Source organism: Rickettsia sp. TH2014 (assembly GCF_019249195.1).
GTDB classification, from domain to species: Bacteria; Pseudomonadota; Alphaproteobacteria; order Rickettsiales; family Rickettsiaceae; genus Rickettsia; species Rickettsia felis.
Window position 1 is genome coordinate 3,646 of the sequence record NZ_MXAX01000157.1, and the last position, 2,754, is coordinate 6,399.

Consider the following 2,754-nt stretch of genomic DNA (forward strand, 5'->3'; position numbering starts at 1 on the left):
TATTATTTCATGAGATTGCCACGCAGCCTATGGATGCTCGCAATGACGAGGTGGTATCCACGCAGACAACGCACTTCCGCGGGAATGACATCCTAATAAAAATAAAATACCTATTTATGAGGATAGAATGAATAACACCACAAAAAGAGCAACAGTTCCGGCACTTGAAGAAATCTTATACGAGCCTATAAAAGTGTTGGATCACGGTTTTATTAGAGTTATCGATTATATGGGAGATGATAGTGCTATAGTACAAGCAGCACGCGTATCTTACGGTAAGGGTACGAAGCAGCTAAATCAAGATAAAGGGCTGATAAACTACTTGCTTCGTCATTATCATACTACTCCTTTTGAGATGTGCGATATCAAGTTCCATATTAAATTACCGATATTTATTGCAAGACAATGGATTAGGCATAGAACAGCTAGTGTTAACGAATATTCGGCAAGATACTCTATTTTAGGCAACGAATTTTATTTACCAGAACCGGCAAATATTGCTTCCCAATCTGCCGTAAATAAACAATGTAGGGAAGGGGATAGCTTACCGAAAGAAGTGGCTGAAAAGGTTCTTGCAATTTTAGAAGAAGATGCTAAACAGTGTTACGGGCATTATAAAGAGCTAATGAATGCCGATGAAGATGGTAATATTATAGATGAGAATACCACAGGAATAGCAAGAGAGCTTGCCCGTATGAATTTAACTTTAAATTATTATACGGAATGGTATTGGAAAATTAATTTACATAATTTACTTCATTTTTTAAGGTTACGTGCCGACCCTCACGCACAATATGAAATTAGAGTTTATGCTGAAAAAATGCTTGAGATAGTCAAAGCTTGGGTTCCTTTTACTTACGAAGCTTTTGAGGAATATCGTTTGCAGGGAGCAAATATTTCACGTAAAGGTTTAGACGTAATCAAAAGAATGATAAAAGGTGAAAAAGTCACCCATGAAACTAGTGGTATGACTAAAAGAGAGTGGGAAGAACTAATGAAGATTTTTGGGTAATGGATACTCGATGAACTTGAAAAATTGGCTACGTCGTTCTACAAGTTCTGCGGTGCTCACGTATTAAGTATACGCTCCGCTCCTCGACTTGTGAACTCCTTGCTCTTTTCCAAGTTGATCTTCGTATCCCAACTCTTCATTTCGTAGGAATGACATAGAGTTACAACAACCATAACGGAATTTGATAAAAAGGAGTATTTTGAGTGAGAAATATTATATATTTTATACTATCACTATTGTTTAGCTTTACCAGCTATGCGCTTGAAACAATAAATATTGAGCATGGGCGAGCTGATCCGACGCCTATAGCGGTCAATAAATTTGATGCCGATAATTCTGCCGATGATGTATTAGGTGGTGATGTGGTTAGAGTTATCTCTAATGATTTAAAACTTTCGGGGTTATTCCGTTCTATTTCCTCTGCATCTTTTATAGAAGAGAAGACAGGAATAGAATATAAACCGCTTTTTTCTGCGTGGCGTCAAATTAATGCTAGCCTTTTAGTAAACGGTGAAGTTAAAAAACTAGAAAGCGGTAAGCTTAAAATTAGCTTTATATTATGGGATACGTTGCTTGAAAAACAGCTTGCCGGCGAAATTCTTGAAGTACCGGAAAATTTATGGCGAAGAGCAGCACATAAAATTGCCGATAAAATTTATGAAAAAATTACCGGTGATGCCGGTTATTTTGATACTAAAATAGTGTATGTATCAGAAAGCGCTTCTTTACCGAAAATAAAAAGAATTGCTTTGATGGATTATGACGGCGCTAATCATAAATACCTTACCAATGGAAAGTCCCTAGTATTAACCCCAAGATTTGCTCGTTCAGCGGATAAGATTTTTTATGTTTCATACGCAACTAAAAGAAGAGCCCTTGTTTATGAAAAGGATTTAAAAACAGGTAAAGAAAGCATAGTAGGTGACTTTTCCGGTATATCTTTTGCTCCTAGATTTTCACCAGATGGTAGAAAAGCTGTAATGTCGATAGCTAAAAACGGCTCGACGCATATTTATGAAATTGACCTTGCTACTAAACGGCTTCATAAATTAACTGACGGATTCGGTATTAATACCTCCCCTAGCTATTCACCGGACGGTAAAAAAATTGTGTATAATTCTGATAGAAACGGTGTGCCTCAATTATATATCATGAATTCGGACGGAAGTGACGTTCAGCGTATTAGTTTCGGTGGAGGTTCTTACACTGCTCCTAGTTGGTCGCCTAGAGGAGACTATATAGCATTCACTAAAATTACTAGAGGAGCTGAAGGAAAAACCTTTAATATCGGAATTATGAAAGCATGCCCCCAAGATGATGAGAACAGTGAAAGAATAATAACAAGCGGATATTTAGTCGAAAGCCCTTGTTGGTCGCCTAACGGACGAGTTATTATGTTTGCTAAAGGTTGGCCGTCGAGAGCTAAAGCTTCGGGGAAAAATAAAATTTTTGTAATTGACCTAACGGGTCATAATGAAAGAGAAATTATAACACCGGCGGATGCTTCTGATCCTGAATGGTCAGGCGTGCTGAATTGATTTTTTTGTCATTATTGTCATTGCGAGTGACTAAAGGCGTTGTTGCACGGCTCAAAAAATGCCCTCGGTGTCATTCCCGCATGGATATCTAATCGTCATCCCCTCGCAAGGCGTTGTTGCGTGGAGATTAAAAAAAGTCAATATAGCGCTTAGTGTATAAAAATAATTGGTCGTGCCTCCGTATTGCAGTTTAGAGTAAATAGT

The 2,754-nt window shown here is 37.8% G+C and carries 2 protein-coding genes; both read left to right on the forward strand.

The features are described 5' to 3' along the window. Nucleotides 1-127: 127 nt before the first annotated feature. Nucleotides 128-1,012, forward strand: coding sequence for an FAD-dependent thymidylate synthase (gene thyX / locus KYQ89_RS03015; protein ID WP_218460345.1), 885 nt, complete (start codon nt 128-130; stop codon nt 1,010-1,012). A 203-nt stretch (nt 1,013-1,215) separates the two neighbouring features. After that, a complete protein-coding gene (tolB, locus tag KYQ89_RS03025) occupies nt 1,216-2,550 on the forward strand; it encodes a Tol-Pal system beta propeller repeat protein TolB (RefSeq protein WP_218460346.1) in 1,335 nt (444 codons plus the stop codon). The last annotated feature ends 204 nt before the right edge of the window (nt 2,551-2,754 follow it).

Excerpts from the sequence above, each read along its gene's own strand:
- thyX (WP_218460345.1), top strand. The coding sequence starts at position 128 with ATGAATAACACCACAAAAAGAGCAACAGTTCCGGCACTTGAAGAAATC.